The sequence below is a fragment of the uncultured Henriciella sp. genome (assembly GCF_964005855.1).
Classification (GTDB): Bacteria; Pseudomonadota; Alphaproteobacteria; order Caulobacterales; family Hyphomonadaceae; genus Henriciella.
The window spans coordinates 304,451-318,867 of sequence record NZ_CAXFSW010000003.1 but is presented as its reverse complement, the minus strand read 5'-3'; the positions used below and the strand labels follow the sequence as shown (position 1 = coordinate 318,867).

General features: G+C 59.3%; 15 protein-coding genes. 2 read left to right on the top strand and 13 right to left on the bottom strand.

All coding sequences use genetic code 11. The annotated features are described in order from the left end of the window. Positions 1-3: 3 nt before the first annotated feature. The 9 genes from ABNU55_RS07570 to ABNU55_RS07530 all read right to left on the bottom strand — a co-directional run bounded on the left by ABNU55_RS07570 (position 4) and on the right by ABNU55_RS07530 (position 8,023). Positions 4-363 (bottom strand): iron-sulfur cluster assembly accessory protein, encoded by a 360-nt coding sequence (locus tag ABNU55_RS07570; protein ID WP_290750332.1) that lies wholly within the window; start codon positions 361-363, stop codon positions 4-6. 35 nt (positions 364-398) lie between these two features. After that, complete coding sequence (locus ABNU55_RS07565; RefSeq protein WP_348764287.1) at positions 399-782, bottom strand: DUF59 domain-containing protein; 384 nt, start codon at positions 780-782, stop codon at positions 399-401. A gap of 21 nt (positions 783-803) precedes the next feature. Further along, on the bottom strand, positions 804-2,027 hold the full coding sequence (locus ABNU55_RS07560) for a cysteine desulfurase (RefSeq protein WP_290750327.1): 1,224 nt from the start codon (positions 2,025-2,027) through the stop codon (positions 804-806). Then, positions 2,024-3,268: a Fe-S cluster assembly protein SufD gene (sufD, locus tag ABNU55_RS07555; RefSeq protein WP_290750325.1), complete on the bottom strand. Its 1,245-nt coding sequence runs from the start codon at positions 3,266-3,268 to the stop codon at positions 2,024-2,026. Before sufD ends, ABNU55_RS07560 begins: the two co-directional genes overlap by 4 nt. After that, positions 3,265-4,026, bottom strand: coding sequence for a Fe-S cluster assembly ATPase SufC (gene sufC, locus ABNU55_RS07550; protein WP_290750323.1), 762 nt, complete (start codon positions 4,024-4,026; stop codon positions 3,265-3,267). Before sufC ends, sufD begins: the two co-directional genes overlap by 4 nt. A 64-nt stretch (positions 4,027-4,090) precedes the next feature. Beyond that, on the bottom strand, positions 4,091-4,780 hold the full coding sequence (locus ABNU55_RS07545) for a hypothetical protein (RefSeq protein WP_290750320.1): 690 nt from the start codon (positions 4,778-4,780) through the stop codon (positions 4,091-4,093). A gap of 133 nt (positions 4,781-4,913) precedes the next feature. Next, entirely contained in the window at positions 4,914-5,321 is a 408-nt protein-coding gene (locus ABNU55_RS07540; protein ID WP_290750318.1) for a nuclear transport factor 2 family protein, read from the bottom strand. A gap of 17 nt (positions 5,322-5,338) precedes the next feature. After that, entirely contained in the window at positions 5,339-6,880 is a 1,542-nt protein-coding gene (sufB, locus tag ABNU55_RS07535) for a Fe-S cluster assembly protein SufB (protein WP_290750316.1), read from the bottom strand. Beyond that, the gene (locus ABNU55_RS07530) at positions 6,881-8,023 is read right to left on the bottom strand and encodes a cysteine desulfurase family protein (RefSeq protein ID WP_290750314.1); all 1,143 of its coding nucleotides are present in this window, start codon (positions 8,021-8,023) and stop codon (positions 6,881-6,883) included. A gap of 122 nt (positions 8,024-8,145) precedes the next feature. Here ABNU55_RS07530 and ABNU55_RS07525 point away from each other — a divergent pair, with 122 nt between their 5' ends. Then, positions 8,146-8,898, top strand: coding sequence for an alpha/beta hydrolase (locus ABNU55_RS07525; RefSeq protein WP_290750312.1), 753 nt, complete (start codon positions 8,146-8,148; stop codon positions 8,896-8,898). Here ABNU55_RS07525 and ABNU55_RS07520 read toward each other — a convergent pair. Beyond that, positions 8,895-10,025 carry an anhydro-N-acetylmuramic acid kinase gene (locus ABNU55_RS07520; protein ID WP_290750309.1) on the bottom strand — a complete coding sequence of 377 codons (1,131 nt, stop codon included), beginning with the start codon at positions 10,023-10,025 and terminating at the stop codon, positions 8,895-8,897. The genes ABNU55_RS07525 and ABNU55_RS07520 overlap by 4 nt on opposite strands. Positions 10,026-10,075: 50 nt before the next feature. Here ABNU55_RS07520 and tyrS point away from each other — a divergent pair, with 50 nt between their 5' ends. Then, entirely contained in the window at positions 10,076-11,329 is a 1,254-nt protein-coding gene (gene tyrS, locus ABNU55_RS07515; RefSeq protein ID WP_290750306.1) for a tyrosine--tRNA ligase, read from the top strand. Between the two features lie 3 nt (positions 11,330-11,332). Here the strand turns inward: tyrS and hflX are convergent, their stop codons facing one another. The 3 genes from hflX to ABNU55_RS07500 form a co-directional block, all read right to left on the bottom strand. After that, positions 11,333-12,667 carry a GTPase HflX gene (hflX, locus tag ABNU55_RS07510; protein WP_290750304.1) on the bottom strand — a complete coding sequence of 445 codons (1,335 nt, stop codon included), beginning with the start codon at positions 12,665-12,667 and terminating at the stop codon, positions 11,333-11,335. Further along, a complete protein-coding gene (hfq, locus tag ABNU55_RS07505) occupies positions 12,664-12,918 on the bottom strand; it encodes an RNA chaperone Hfq (RefSeq protein ID WP_290750301.1) in 255 nt (84 codons plus the stop codon). Before hfq ends, hflX begins: the two co-directional genes overlap by 4 nt. 85 nt (positions 12,919-13,003) lie before the next feature. Further along, on the bottom strand, positions 13,004-14,410 hold the full coding sequence (locus tag ABNU55_RS07500; protein ID WP_290750298.1) for a hypothetical protein: 1,407 nt from the start codon (positions 14,408-14,410) through the stop codon (positions 13,004-13,006). Between the last annotated feature and the right edge of the window lie 7 nt (positions 14,411-14,417).

Here is a 14,417-nt window from a genome sequence, read left to right as displayed (position 1 = left end):
GGACTACTCAGCGGCAGCAGGTGCGATTGTTACGCTTTCACCACAGCCACAGGCGTCCGTCTCATTCGGATTACGGAACACGAATTTCTCGTGGAGCATCGTGGTTTCATAATCGACGACCGATCCCAGCAGGAACAACACTGCCTTGGCATCGACGACAATCTTGACGCCTTTGTCCTCCACGACCTCATCGAGGTCGGCAGGCGCGTCCACATAATCCATTACGTATTCCATCCCCGCGCATCCGCCATTCTTTACGCCGACCCTCAGGAAACCCGCGCCTTTTTCAGACATGATTTCCTGAACGCGCTCTGCGGCAGCGTCGGTAAGTGTGACGAGTTGGGGGCGTGGTCTTCTGGCCATGACGAATAGGTGTGACTTATCAGACTGATTTTCAACTATAGCATATTCAGGGCGAGCCGCGCTTCATCAGACATGCGCGACGGATCCCAAGGCGGATCGAAGGTGAGACGCACCTCCACATCCTCGACGCCCTCTACAGTACGGGCGGCGTTCTCGACCCAGCCCGGCATGTCACCGGCAACCGGACAGCCCGGCGCCGTAAGCGTCATGTCGATATCGACCTTGCGGTCATCATCGATATCGACCTTGTAGATGAGACCGAGCTCATAGATGTCGACCGGGATTTCCGGATCGAAAACGGTTTTGAACGCCACGATCAGTTCATCGGTCAGCCGGTCGAGTTCATCCTGAGGAATCTTCGAGTCGGTGTTGGCCGCTTCGCTTGTGCTGGCGGCTCCGGACGTTTCGGTAAGGCTCATATCGTCTGGCATCACTAGCCCTTATAACAGCATTCCGCGCGCTTTGTTGAGCGCTTCGATGAAGGTGTCGACTTCCTGCTCTGTATTGTAGAGCGCAAAGCTCGCCCTTGCGGTTGCACTAACCCCTAGGTGGGTCATCAATGGCTGAGCGCAATGGTGTCCTGCACGAATGGCAACACCATAGCGGTCAAGAAGCTGGGCAATATCGTGGGGATGCACGCCTTCCAGGCTGAAGGAGAGCACCGGCCCCTTCCCTTCTGCGGTGCCATGCACCCGCAGGCCGTTGATCCCCGAAAGCTCGGCTGTGGCCTTCTCAAGCAGACGGCTCTCGTGCGCGCGCACCTCGTCCATGTCGAACTGGGACAGCCAGTCGATGGCTTCACCAAATCCGATGGCCTGGAGAATGGGGGGCGTGCCCGCTTCGAATTTATGCGGGGGTGCATTATAGGTCACACGGTCCTGCTCGACGATTTCGATCATCTCGCCGCCGCCTTGATAAGGCCGCAGCTCTTCAAGGGCTTCCTTGCGGCCATAAAGGGCGCCGATGCCGCTTGGACCGTAGATCTTGTGTCCGGTCAGAACGTAGAAGTCGCAACCGATATCCTGGACATCTATGTCCATGTGAACGCCTGCCTGACAGCCATCTATCAGGATATAAGCACCGGCAGCATGCGCGATTTGCGTGGCGCGCTTCACATCCGTTCGTGTGCCTAGAACGTTGGACATGTGGGTGAGGCTGACAAGCCTTGTCTTCGGACCGACAGCCCGCTCCAGCGCTTCCATGTCTAGCGCGCCATCCTCCAGCACGGGCACCCATTTCAGAACGGCCCCATGACGCTCACGCAGGAAATGCCAGGGGACGATATTGGAGTGGTGCTCCATGACCGAAAGCACGATTTCATCGCCGGGTTCGATCATGTCGGTGATGCCGGAGGCGACGAGGTTCATTGCCTCGGTGCCGCCCTTGGTAAATATGATGTTCTCATCACCTTCGGCGTTGAGAAAGGCGCGGACCCGTGAACGTGCGCCCTCATAGGCCTCTGTGGTTTCGTTGGCCAGCGTATGCAGACCGCGGTGGACATTGGCATAGGCCGTACGGGCCTGCCCCGACATGCGATCGAGGACGGCATCCGGTGTCTGCGCACTCGCGGCGTTGTCGAAATAGACCAGCGGCTTTCCATTCACCTCTCGCGCGAGTATGGGAAACTCCCTGCGGACAGATTCAATATCCAGTTTCCGCTTCATGCCTGTTCTCGCTCGCGGCGAAGGAATTTGCGGGTCGCTTCTATCAGCTGCTCGCGGATGCCGTCCTGCGCCTTCTCAAGCGCCTCGACGATGAAGGCTTCGGTCAGAAGCGCGCGTGCCTCAGTCTTGGGAAGACCGCGCTGCTGCATGTAGAAGAGCGCTTCGTCATCCAGTTGACCGGATGTGTTGCCATGTTCGCACTCGACATCGTCGGCATAGATTTCAAGCTCGGGCTTTGCGAAAATTTCCGCACCATTGTCCAGCAGGAGAGCTTGATGCTGCATGTCGGCATCGGTGAATTGTCCAACCGTGCGCGGAACAAGAAACTTGCCCTGAAAGATGCCCCGGCCGCCATCCGCAACGGCGCCCTTGGTCAGCTGCTTGGTTACGCAGGACTCGGCGCCATGTGTGACATGGGTGGTGAAATCCACATGATAGCCCGACGCAGCGAGATAAGCGCCATTCAGGACAGCTTTTGCGTTCTCGCCCTTGTGCTCAAGGTGGGTTTCGATGCGCGTCAGCTTTCCCCCGAAAGCCAGAGTGGTCTGTTCGAAATTTGCCTCAGCCGCGAGGTGCGCTGTTGAGGTTATCGCTGTTACATCCTTTGTGCTGGCTTCCTGAAGAATGGTCCGGCTGACTTGTGCTTTTTCAGCAAGCCCGAACTCGACCAGATAGGAGGCGAGGCCCGCGCCGCCCGAATAATGCTCGAACAGGTCAAGATGGCTCTCTTCACGCAGGATGAAGACAAGCCGTCCAAATGAAGCAGACCGCGCGCCGCCGCGGACAGTAATCGATAGCGGCGCAGCGACTTTACCCGACACCTCAATGATCAGCGTATCGGCGGGCTCATGGCCCGTCATGGCGGCCGTTAGCGCGCCCATGGGCAACCGGTCGGCCTGACCGAAATCATGTCCGCCGGTTCTCGGAAAGATGCCAAGCCCCTCCGGAAGCTCATCCGGAAATGACCAGCTCTGACCGTCAAATTCGATGGATATAGCCTCGTCCGGAGCCGAGATGTCGGAAGGGCGGTTTGCGCTGCCGTCCTGGAGCGAGGTGACGGCCTGGCGGACATCGCTCCATTTCCATTGCTCCATCCGCCTGTGAGGCAGACCTGTCAGGGCAAAAATGTCAAACGAGCGACGCTGGTTCTCATCGCCATTATAGGCGCTGAACAGATCGACAAGCTGGCGCTCGGCCTCGGTCGGGTTCTTCAGGGCGGGCAGAAGGTCGGTGGCGGTCAAGCGGCCTCCCCGAGGATCCCGTCATACCCTTCCTTCTCAAGCTGTTCGGCAAGTTCCGGCCCGCCCGTCTTTATGATCCGGCCCTTGGCGAGAACGTGGACCTTGTCCGGACGAATGTGGTCGAGCAAGCGCTGATAATGGGTAATGACCAGCATGCCGCGCTCAGGGCTGCGTAGCGCATTCACGCCATCAGCCACGGTTTTCAATGCGTCGATATCGAGACCGGAATCGGTCTCGTCGAGAATGGCAAAGCGCGGCTCGATCATCATCATCTGGAATATTTCCAGACGCTTCTTCTCGCCGCCGGAAAAACCGACATTGACGGGGCGTTTCAGCATCTCCGCATCAATGTTGAGTATCTGGCCGATCTCACGTGCCTTCTTGATAAAATCGGGCGCGGAGATTTCGTCTTCACCGCGCGCCTTGCGCTGGGCGTTGATGGCCGCGCGCACAAAGGTCATCACGGGAACGCCGGGGATCTCTACCGGGTACTGGAAGGAAAGGAAAAGGCCGGCAGCGGCGCGCTCATCGGGCTCCATGTCCAGAAGGTCCTTGCCTTCCAGCTTCGCGCTGCCTTCGGTTACCTCATACCCATCGCGGCCGGTAAGAACATAGGAAAGCGTGGATTTACCCGCGCCATTGGGCCCCATGATGGCGTGGACTTCGCCGGCAGGAACCTCCAGCGAAAGCCCTTTCAGGATGGTCTTGCGGCCATCATCCTCGCCGACAGCGGCGGACAGATTATCAAGCATCAACATGCAGCCGATGTAGAGACGACTGACATGTTTTCAAAGCCCGTTTCGCCGCACACCGGAGCAAATGTCAGCGAATGTCGGTTAGGCCGTAGAAATCGTGTCCGGAAACAGCAGCATCAAGATCGATGGGATCAAGAAGAAGCGTGCCGATATAGTGCAGGCTTTCTTCCTTGCCGTTGAGGATGCGTTTCAGCGCCGTATTGATCGGTGTCGCAACGCCCTGCGGGCCGACCAGAACAAAACTGTCCAGGCCGGGGTCGAAACCATAGTGTTCGGTAAAATAGGGGTTTGCTGCCATGAAGCGGTCGAACCGTTCCCAGCGCCAGTCCAACTGTGAATTGGCGCGGATCACTTCGCCGAGATAGAGGCCGGCGAACGAAACGGTGTTGTCGCCCCGGCCGTCCGCAATCAGTGATTCGCCCGCCCTGCCCTCAGATGCCTGAAGGCGGTTCACGGTGTGAACATCCTTCAGCCAGTCATCGATGGTCTTCAGGCTTTCAACGGAAAAATCGAGCTGCGAGCGGTCCAGACGGTTTGGCAGCAGGATGAGGCGGTCACCTTCCGGTGACATGAACCGGTCGAGCGCCGGGCCAATATCGGCAACAGAAAGGCTCGCGGCATAACGGCCGTCGTCACGCCCGATGACTTCTCCGCGTGCAAAGCCGCGATGTGTGGGCGAAGCGCCGTAGCCGTCATATGGAATATAATAGGGCGTTGGCCGCTCAGGCGTCGCACATGCTGCGACCAATAGTGCCAATATGAAACAAAGACGGGCCATCAAGGTCCAATCGGATCGACGTGTACACAATCAGATGTTTCTAGCAGCAATCCGTGTGCCGAGCGTTAATCGGCTGGATTCTCGACGGTCTTGCGATCTTTCCCAGTATCGGTCAGGCGTCGAAATCGCGCATGAGGTCGCCCTGACCGGGCTCCAGGCGGTTCTGCCACTGCTGAAGCTCGGTACATTTCTTTTCCGAGAGCGCGGCCTTCAGAACACCATTGATGCGAACAGGATCATCGGTGCCATCGCGGGTGAACCGGTAGGTCCACTGCGCCCAGCCAGACTCTCCGGAGACACAGATGATTTCAAAGTCAAAAACAGGATCGTCCTGCGGCGGCAGTTCTTTTTCAAGAAAGGTGCGCAAATCTTCCTGCCCCCGCCGGGGCGCATCAAACGGACCTTCGCGATAGTGGGCGTCTTCGGAAAAAAGCCCCAGCACAGTGTCGACGTCACCTTTGCTCAGCGCGTCCCCATAGGCCGAGAGCCATCGTTCGAAATCCTTCGGTGCGAGTGGCATGGCGCGAAGCCCTCTGTTTAGCCGACACTGCCTTCCAGGCTGACCTTGAGAAGGCTCTGGGCTTCGACAGCGAACTCCATGGGCAGATGCTGCATCACCTCACGCACAAACCCGTTGACCAGAAGGGCGACAGCTTCTTCTTCGCCCAGACCGCGCTGGCGGGCGTAGAAGAGCTGGTCTTCCGACAGCTTGGTGGTCGTCGCTTCATGTTCGAGCTGCGCATCTGCGCGGCGGTTCTCGACATAAGGCACAGTGTGGGCCCCGCAGTCCCCGCCAATCAGAAGCGAGTCGCACTGGGTAAAATTGCGCGCGTTCTCAGCCTTCTTGTGCACTGAAACGAGGCCGCGATAGGTGTTGTCCGACCGGCCGGCCGAAATTCCCTTCGAGATGATCCGCGAGCGGGTATTTTTACCGAGATGGATCATCTTGGTGCCGGTATCGGCCATCTGGCGGCCATTGGTAACGGCGATGGAGTAGAACTCACCCTGGCTGTCATCACCGCGCAGGATGCAGGACGGATATTTCCAGGTCACGGCTGAACCGGTTTCAACCTGTGTCCAGCTGATCTTCGAGCGCGGGCCACGGCAGTCGCCCCGTTTGGTCACGAAGTTGAAGATGCCGCCCTTGCCGTTCTCATCGCCCGGCCACCAGTTCTGCACAGTTGAATATTTGATTTCGGCGTCATCCAGCGCGACGAGCTCAACCACTGCCGCATGAAGCTGGTTTTCGTCCCGCATGGGGGCCGTGCAGCCTTCAAGATAGGACACGTAAGCGCCCTTGTCGGCCACGATCAGCGTGCGTTCGAACTGGCCGGTATTTTCCGCATTCATGCGGAAATAGGTGCTAAGCTCCATGGGGCAACGAACGCCCTCAGGGACATAGACGAAGGTCCCGTCCGAAAAGACAGCGCTGTTCAGCGTTGCGAAGAAATTGTCAGACTGTGGTACGACCGAGCCGAGATATTTCTTCACCAGGTCCGGGTGCTCGCGGAGCGCCTCGGAAATCGACATGAAGATCACGCCCGCCTTCTCAAGCTCCTTGCGGAAGGTGGTGGCGACGGACACTGAATCGAAGACGGCATCGACGGCCACACGATTACCGGCCGGCTGCGCGCTGCCACGCGCATCGGCAGCCGTATCGGCGGCGCCTTCGACGCCCAGAAGAACTTCTGCCTCGCGCAGCGGAATACCCAGCTTCTCATAGGTTTCGAGAATTTCCTTGGGCACATCGTCAATCGACTCATACTTCGCGCCCTGCTTCGGCGCGGCGTAATAATAGATGTCCTGGTAATCGACCTTTTCATAGTCGACCTTGGCCCAGTCCGGTTCATCCATGGTCTTCCAGCGCTCAAAGGCCTGAAGGCGCCAGTCCAGCATCCATGACGGCTCGCCCTTCCTATCTGAAATGAAGCGGATAACGTCTTCATTCAGACCCTTGGGGGCATATTCGGTATCGATGTCGGTCTTGAAGCCAGCGGAATAGTTTTCCGACTCAAGGGATTTCGCGGCCGCGACCGTTCCCTTGTCGATACTTTCCTTGACCTTCACATCATCGGCCATTCAAGCCGTCTCCTTCGCTTTGCGCTGAGCCAGTGCCTTCAACCAGGCGTCGGCTGTCAGCTCAAAATCCTGCTGCGTGCTTTTCCATCCAAAGCTGGTGCGTATTGCACTTTCTGCAAGAGCGTCATCTGCGCCCATCGCCGAGAGAACAAGCGATCTTTTCACTTTTCCGCTGGAGCATGCAGAGCCCGAGGAGACCGCAATTCCGGCAAGATCCATGGCCATGACCTGCGTTTCTGCGCGAAAGTCGCAGAGCGCAAAATTGGACGTATTGGCAAGGCGCGGGGCCTCTTCACCAAAAACGGTGACGCCAGCCTCGGACTTCAGCCGCGCCTCCATTGCATCTCTGTAGGCGGCGAGGCTCTCAAATTCTACAAGATCGCCCACGGCGGCTTCGGCCGCCGCGCCAAACCCGGCAATACCGGCAAGATTCTCCGTTCCTGAACGAAGCGAACGCTCCTGGCCACCGCCAAACAGGCTCGCCCGGAGCGGCGCGCCGCTCCTGATCCAGAGGGCGCCCGCGCCCTGCGGCCCACCGGCCTTGTGGGCAGAAAGCGCAACATAATCAGCACCGAGGAGCGAGACATTCAACGAAATCTTGCCCAGGCCCTGAACTCCGTCGCAGATTACCAGCCCCCCAGCCTCACGAACCATAGCAGAGGCCTCAGACACGGGCTGGATAACGCCGGTCTCATTATTCGCGACCATCAGAACCAGGATGGGCGTACCGTGGCGCTCATGGTCCCAGCTGTTCAGGCGGTTGGAGAGGTCATCAAGATCGATCTGGCCAGCTGAGCTGACGTATACGGTCTGAACCGGCGCACCTGAATATCCGGCATTCTGGGCGGCGGCCTCATGCTCGATCGCAGAGACAAGCAAGGTGCAGTTGCCCTCAAGCTGGCGCACAACCCCATGAATGGCGAGTGCAATCGCCTCAGTCCCGCCCGAAGTGAAGACAAGGTCCTGAGGGATACCGGAGATGGCTGACGCGACCTGGCGCCTCGCCGTTTCCAGCACCTTGCGCGCGGCCCTGCCCGGACCGTGCACGCTGGAGGGGTTTGCGCCCACTTCAAGCGCCGCGATCATCGCGTCGCGCGCTTCGGGCCTTAAGGGAGCCGTCGCATTGTAATCAGCATAGATCATGGTCTGGCAGATAGGCTAACACGGCCCGTCCTTACACAAAAACTTGCATTCGGTTGCTGCTTTCGCCTAAAGCGCCCAATTCAGTTCAAGCTCCCAGCGACAAATAGGAGAGGCCGCCCAGCATGGCAGAACTCATCATTCCTGGTCCGGCAGGCCGTATCGAGGCCCGTTATACTGAACCGGCACAGGAAGGCGCCCCGATTGCCCTCATCCTGCACCCTCACCCGCGCGCCGGCGGCACGATGCAGGACCCTATCACGATCCGTCTCTATCAGATGTTCGAACGCCGGGGCTTTGGGGTCCTGCGTTTCAACACGCGCGGCGTCGGCCGTTCGCAGGGCGTCTACGACCAGGGCGTCGGTGAGCTTGAGGACGCTGCCTATGTTCTCGACTATATGGAGAACATGACGGAGAATCCGCGTTATGTCTGGTGTGCTGGATACTCTTTCGGGGCGTGGATTACGCTGCAGCTGCTGATGCGCCGTCCCGAAATCGACGGTTTCCTGGCGATTGCGCCGCCGTGCAACCACTACGACCTGTCCTTCCTCGCCCCTTGCCCCGCGTCCGGGCTGATAATCTCCGGTGAGAATGACAAGATTTCTGGGCCCAAGGATGTGGAACGCGCCTTGACCAAGGTACGTGTCCAGAAAGGCGAAGTCATCGAGAGAGACTCGATTGCGGGCGCGAACCACTTCTTCGTCGATAAGCATGAAGAGCTGCTCGCCAAGTGCGAAGCCTATGTCGATCGCCGCCTGATCGAGGACGAGCAGAAGATGCGCCTGGAATCGGAGAACACGAAGAAGCGCGGAGCCGCCGCCATCACCGATCAGTCAGATGATCTTGATGACGATGGCGATGAAGGCGACGACGACTAACCGGTCAGTCGCCCGCCCGTCATCGGTTGGGCGACATTTGTGGTACCGGGCCAGCTGATTGGCAGACCGCGCATTGTCCGTACGGCGAGAAAGGCGAAAGCCTGCGCCTCGATCGAGTCGCCGAGCCACCCAACATCTTCTGCCGTGCGCACCGTGCAAGGCAGGCGGTTGGAAAGCTCCTGCATCAGCTGGGGATTGCGGCGCCCGCCACCGCAGACAATGACATTGTCCGGCGTATCGTCGAAATGCCTTATGGCGTGCGCAACCGCTTGCGCAGAGAAAGCGGTGAGGGTGGCAGCGCCGTCTTCCAGCGACATGCCGCGGGCCAGTGTGGCGTCAAAATCAAACCGGTCGAGGCTTTTCGGCCCTGTCTGGTCGAACCAGGGCTTGTCCATCCAGAGGTCGATGGACATCTCATCGACACGGCCGGCTGCGGCGATCCTGCCGTCGGTATCGTGCGTGCCTGCGCCATGAGCCTCGATCCACTCATCGATAGGTCCATTGGCCGGGCCGGTGTCGAAAGCGAGAAGGTTTCCGTCCCTCGATCTGTAGGTCACGTTCGCGACGCCGCCGAGATTGAGGACAGCGTTGGACTGCTCCTCGCCAAGGTTGCGCAGCAGCGCCGAATGGAAAGCCGGAGCAAGTGGCGCCCCCTGCCCGCCGGCGGCGACATCCGCAGTCCGAAAGTCATAGGCCACAGGGATGCCCAAAGCCTCGCGCACGCGCGCCGCATCCAGAAGCTGTAGGGTGCGCCCACTTTCTTCTTGCGACGGCGGTCTGTGAAGCACGGTCTGGCCATGGATCCCCGCGATATTGGGCACGGGGCCGTCCCAACCCTGGACTAGCTGCCTCCAGGCGTCGGTATGTGTTCGTGTCAGGACGTCTTCAGCTTCCCGGAATGCGCCCTGCGGCTTTGGACCCGTCCATTTCCACTGCCGCGCCGCATCGGTCGCGGCTTTCAGGGCTGCACGTTCGTCAGGCGTGTACTTGCGCTCGGCGACGGGGCCAAAATCGAGGACGCGCTCACCATCGGTGAGAATCAAGGCCGCATCCACGGCGTCAATCGAGGTGCCGGACATGAAGCCTGCAGCCCATACCGGCTCAAAATGATCTGTCGCCTGTTCCAATTATCCCATGACCCGTGCTAGCAGCGCCCTTCGATAATGGAGAAACCGGCATGAGCCAATACAGGTCCGACTTCCTGAGCGCGCTGGAATCGCGCGGCTTCATCAAGCACGTCACCCATCCCGCCGAGCTGGATGCCTACTGTGCCAGCGGAAATCCTGTGGCCTATATCGGCTATGATGCAACGGCTGACAGCCTCCATGTTGGCCACCTTGTTCAAATCATGATGCTGCGTCATCTGCAGCGCTGCGGCGGCAAACCTATCGTTCTGATCGGCGGTGGCACCACGAAAGTGGGCGATCCCACCGACAAGGAAAAGCAGCGCCCGCTCCTCACCGATGAGCAGATCGCGGCCAATATGGAAGGTATCAAAAAGGCCTTCCAGCCCTTCCTCAAATTCGGAGACGGGCCGTCAGACGCCATCATGGTCAACAATGATGACTGGCTTGGTCAGCTTGGCTACCTGAAGCTCCTGCGCGAGGTGGGCGTTCACTTCACCATCAATACGATGACAAAGCAGGAAACGGTGGCCCGGCGCCTGACCAATGAGCAGCCCTACACCTTCCTCGAATTCAATTATCTGATCATGCAGTCCTACGACTTCCTGGAGCTCTTCCGGCGCCATGGCTGCAGGCTGCAACTCGGTGGCTCTGACCAGTGGGGCAATATCGTCGGCGGTGTCGACCTCATTCACAAGGCCGAGGGCGGTGATGCCTACGGCCTTACGACCAACCTGATCACCACGGCATCCGGCAGCAAGATGGGCAAGACGGCTGGTGGCGCAGTCTGGCTCAATGCTGACCGCAAATCGCCCTACGAGTACTGGCAGTTCTGGCGCAACACAGAAGACGCCGATGTCGGCCGCTTCCTGCGCCTGTTCACCGATCTTTCCATGCCCGAGATTGAGGAGCTGGAAGCTCTGGAGGGCGCGGAGATCAATCAGGCCAAGGTGGCGCTTGCCAATGCGGCGACGACGCTTCTGCATGGCGAGGAAGCCGCTCGGGAGTCGGAACGGGCGGCATCGGCTGTTTTTGGCGAAGGCAGCACCGACGAGGCGTTGCCGACGGCGAATGTGGACGCAAGCGAATTCGATAGCGGCCTGCTTGTCGCGGCCGCGTTCACCCTTGCCGGCCTGACAAAGTCCAACGGCGAGGCCCGGCGCCTCATCAAGCAAGGCGCGGCGCGCATCAATGATGAGAAGGTCAGCGACGAGAATGCGACGTTGACGCGGTCCGATCTCGGCGATGGCGATGCGGTGAAACTGTCGGCAGGCAAGAAACGCCACGCCCTGCTGAAAGTGGGATGAGCCTTAGCTGTTGCCGGTCGCGATGAGATCGCTGTCGGGAAATTGCGAGCGGAAACGGCCTTCATGCTTTTCGCTCAGCCCGACAGTGATGTCCGTGCTGCCATCCTCCTGCACTACCTCGTCATAAACCGCGCCATATTCGTAGAGCCACGCTCGTACGGCGCCTTCGCTCGGGAGGACCCGAACCAGGAAGGTGCTAAGCTCGTCCTGAATCGATAGCTGGACCAGCTTCAGCAGATCATCGATTCCCTCGCCCGTATAGGCTGAGGTCGCCACGGCCGGCGTCTCCTGAAGACCCGAGCGCGCCGAGAGCTTCAGCGTCTCCTGAATATCCTCAGGCAGCAAGTCGATCTTGTTCCAGGCCTCGATGATGGGGGGCAGCTCCTGCCCGGATTCATCCTCGAGCCGTTTGAGGACAGAAAGGACGTCCTGCTTGCGTTCCTCATCCGACTCCTCTGATCGATCCCGCACGTGAATAAGGAGATCGGCTTCCAGCGTTTCCTCTAGGGTCGCACGAAAGCTGTCGATAAGATGGGTCGGCAGATCGGAAATGAAGCCGACCGTATCGACTAGCGCCGCATCGCCGAGGCCTGGTAGCTCCATGCGCCGGATCGTGGGGTCCAGCGTGGCAAAGGGCATGTCACGGGCGAAGACATTGGCCCCCGTCATCCTGTTGAACAGGGTCGACTTACCGGCATTGGTGTAGCCGACGAGGGCTATGACCGGAAAACCTGCCTCGCGCCGGCCAGAGCGTTGCAACCCGCGCGTGCGGCGGACTTCTTCAAGATCAGACTTGAGCGAGGCGAGCTGGCGGTCGAGCATTCGCCGGTCAGCCTCAAGCTGTGTTTCCCCGGGACCGCTCAGGAAGCCCTGACCGCCGCGCTGGCGTTCAAGGTGGGTCCAAGTTCGCACAAGTCGCGAGCGCTCATAGGACAGGCGGGCAAGCTCAACCTGGAGCTTGCCTTCCTTGGTCCGGGCGCGGAGGCCGAAAATTTCAAGTATAAGCCCGGTGCGATCTATCACCTTTGTGCCCAGAGCGCGTTCCAGATTGCGCTGCTGCACAGGTGTCAGGGCGGCATCGATCACGCAAAGGGTGCAGTCGGAGGCCGCTATGTCTTCCTTCAGGCGTTCAAGGATACCGCCGGACAGGAGATGCGATGCACTCGGTTTGCGCACATTCTCAGCGCGCAGGAAAGCAAGGTTGCAGCCCAGCGCTTCAACGAGGCCGGATGTCTCGGCCAGCCGCTCACGGTCTGGCCGGTCGCCCGGTTGCGTCCATGGAATGATAACACCCGCCCTATCCTGGGCCGGTGTGCGGTCAATGAGTTCGGTGCTCAATCCTTGTCCGCGGTGGTTTCTTCATCGAAGAGCTGGACAGGTGCGCCCGGTGCGATCGTCGAGATCGCATGCTTATAGACAAGCTGGGGTGGCCGCCCATCCCCACGAAGGAGGACGCAGAAATTATCGAACCAGGTCACGACGCCCTGAAGCTTCACCCCATTCACAAGGAAAATCGTGAGCGGTGTACGAGACTTCCGGACAGCATTGAGGAACGTGTCCTGCAGGTTTTGTTTTTTATCCGACGACATGGTCTTTATCCGTATGCTGGAGCTGTTCGCTATGCGTTTTCGCTGGCGCTATCCGGATTGGCAGGGCAATGCAAGTCCCAGCTGCCTAGCGACGCCAAAATGATACTGTAAGCAACGGAATCAAGGCCAGTACCTCCAGACGGCCCAGTATCATGCCAAGAACCGTCAGCAACTGGTATAGCGGCGCATCGGATATCTCGGATCGCGGAATAAGGTGTCCGGAGTTGGTCAGACTTCCGAGTGTCGTCGACAGGGCGTCGTCAAAGCCAAGCCCCAGAAAGGCAAAGAGCAGAAGGCCAGCGACCGAGGCAATGATATAGGCCACCAGATAGACCCATATTCCCATCAGCGTTCGATCAGATTGTACGCGGCCGCGAAACTGGAAGTGTACCAGAGACTGGCGGAACCCCATACGCAGGAACTCCTGTCCTACACGTCGGCCAAGAACATAGAGACGCGCAAGCTTCAGGCCCCCTGCCGCCGACAGCGCAGCCCCGCCAACAAGACACGGTGCAAGCTGAAGCAGAAGAGGCAGGCTGTGGGTCGTACTGGAGTCGACCAGCGCAATGCCGCTTGTCGAAAGGCTCGACAGCGTCCAGCCAATCGCATTAAGGCCTGTCAGACCCAACCCTACGCCGATAACGGAAAAGATCAGCAGGGCCATGCCAAAGGTCAGCGTTTCCGCATCGACAAGCGCCTTACGCCACTGCCTGTTTGCCAGCTGGATCATGAAGAAGATGCCGAGCGAGCCAAGGATGAGGCCAAGCGACAATCCAAATGACCTCGCGGCGTGGACGACATCTTCAGATACGCTGGCGGGATCGACCAAGCCAGTCGTGAGGGCGCTGACTGCATCGACAAAGGCGGTATGGACCGGAATGCCGCCCACGACCTCAATCGCAAATACAAGCAGGACGCAGATGCTGCCATAAAGCGCCGTGACCTTCACAACGCGCGGCATGGAGTCGAAAAAGCTCTCATCCGAAAGGCTGAAAAGCGGCGTGCGGTGTATGCCCGGTCCGTCAAGGCTCAGCGCGGCAAGCACGGTTGCCGCAAAGGTAACGGTCGCGGCCGCGCCAACCAGATGAAGCAAGGCTCTCCATAGAAGAACTGAGCCGGGGAGCTCTCCCGTGGCGGGGTCGAGGATCGAGTGACCCGTCGTGGTCAGGCAGGAAACAGCCTCATGGAAAGCCGCCATCGGACTTCCATTGGGCAGCCCCATAAGGAAAGGCGGCGCACAGACGATGCCGGCGAATACCCAGAAAAACACCATGAAAGCGAGGCCATCGGATGGCTGGGCGCGCCGCGCAGGCTGCCCCACAAGCACAATCGTGGCTGAGCTTGCTGTCAGTAGCAGGATGGCCGTCGCGATAAAAACCCGAAACTGCGCGGGCTCCGCAAGCAGAAAGGCCACGATGCCGCTAAAAACCATCGAAGCTGAAAGCCCGAAGCCGCAGACGGCAAGCATCCTGATGATCGCAGCGTAATTCATGGGCCTC

What these genes read in the sequence shown, in the direction of transcription:
- ABNU55_RS07570 (WP_290750332.1), bottom strand. Translation starts at nt 363, where the DNA reads ATGGCCAGAAGACCACGCCCCCAACTCGTCACACTTACCGACGCTGCC.
- ABNU55_RS07565 (WP_348764287.1), bottom strand. Translation starts at nt 782, where the DNA reads ATGAGCCTTACCGAAACGTCCGGAGCCGCCAGCACAAGCGAAGCGGCC.
- ABNU55_RS07560 (WP_290750327.1), bottom strand. Translation starts at nt 2,027, where the DNA reads ATGAAGCGGAAACTGGATATTGAATCTGTCCGCAGGGAGTTTCCCATA.
- sufC (WP_290750323.1), bottom strand. Translation starts at nt 4,026, where the DNA reads ATGTTGATGCTTGATAATCTGTCCGCCGCTGTCGGCGAGGATGATGGC.
- ABNU55_RS07540 (WP_290750318.1), bottom strand. Translation starts at nt 5,321, where the DNA reads ATGCCACTCGCACCGAAGGATTTCGAACGATGGCTCTCGGCCTATGGG.
- sufB (WP_290750316.1), bottom strand. Translation starts at nt 6,880, where the DNA reads ATGGCCGATGATGTGAAGGTCAAGGAAAGTATCGACAAGGGAACGGTC.
- ABNU55_RS07530 (WP_290750314.1), bottom strand. Translation starts at nt 8,023, where the DNA reads ATGATCTATGCTGATTACAATGCGACGGCTCCCTTAAGGCCCGAAGCG.
- ABNU55_RS07525 (WP_290750312.1), top strand. Translation starts at nt 8,146, where the DNA reads ATGGCAGAACTCATCATTCCTGGTCCGGCAGGCCGTATCGAGGCCCGT.
- tyrS (WP_290750306.1), top strand. Translation starts at nt 10,076, where the DNA reads ATGAGCCAATACAGGTCCGACTTCCTGAGCGCGCTGGAATCGCGCGGC.
- hfq (WP_290750301.1), bottom strand. Translation starts at nt 12,918, where the DNA reads ATGTCGTCGGATAAAAAACAAAACCTGCAGGACACGTTCCTCAATGCT.
- ABNU55_RS07500 (WP_290750298.1), bottom strand. Translation starts at nt 14,410, where the DNA reads ATGAATTACGCTGCGATCATCAGGATGCTTGCCGTCTGCGGCTTCGGG.